The sequence below is a fragment of the Wolbachia endosymbiont of Drosophila bicornuta genome (genome assembly GCF_028982105.1).
Classification (GTDB): Bacteria; Pseudomonadota; Alphaproteobacteria; order Rickettsiales; family Anaplasmataceae; genus Wolbachia; species Wolbachia pipientis.
In genome coordinates this window covers 8,433-8,786 of record NZ_JAPQLF010000127.1, presented here as the reverse complement: position 1 = coordinate 8,786, position 354 = coordinate 8,433, and positions in this window count along the sequence as shown.

Here is a 354-nt window from a genome sequence, read left to right as displayed (position 1 = left end):
AGTTAGCTAGTCTTTTACTATCTCTGTCGAGTATTGGCATTTTTTGATGTCTTGTAACGCTTTATAAGCGCGTTTCGGCTTATATAGGTAAAAACCCAGAAATTTTTAAAGACATGCGATGCACGTAGTGCGAAAAATTAAACATGAGACGCCAAATACCCTAAGTTTGACTCGCGACATAATGTTGAACATTTTTTTTTGCATTTCCAGAGCAAGTTCTTGAAACCTAAACATTATATGTACATCATCATGATCAATTCTAATGCATCTAACTAATGCTATGATGACCTTACCCAGAAAAAGTGGAGAGAAAGTTTGGAATGTTTTTCACAAAGAGAATGATGAATCAAAATG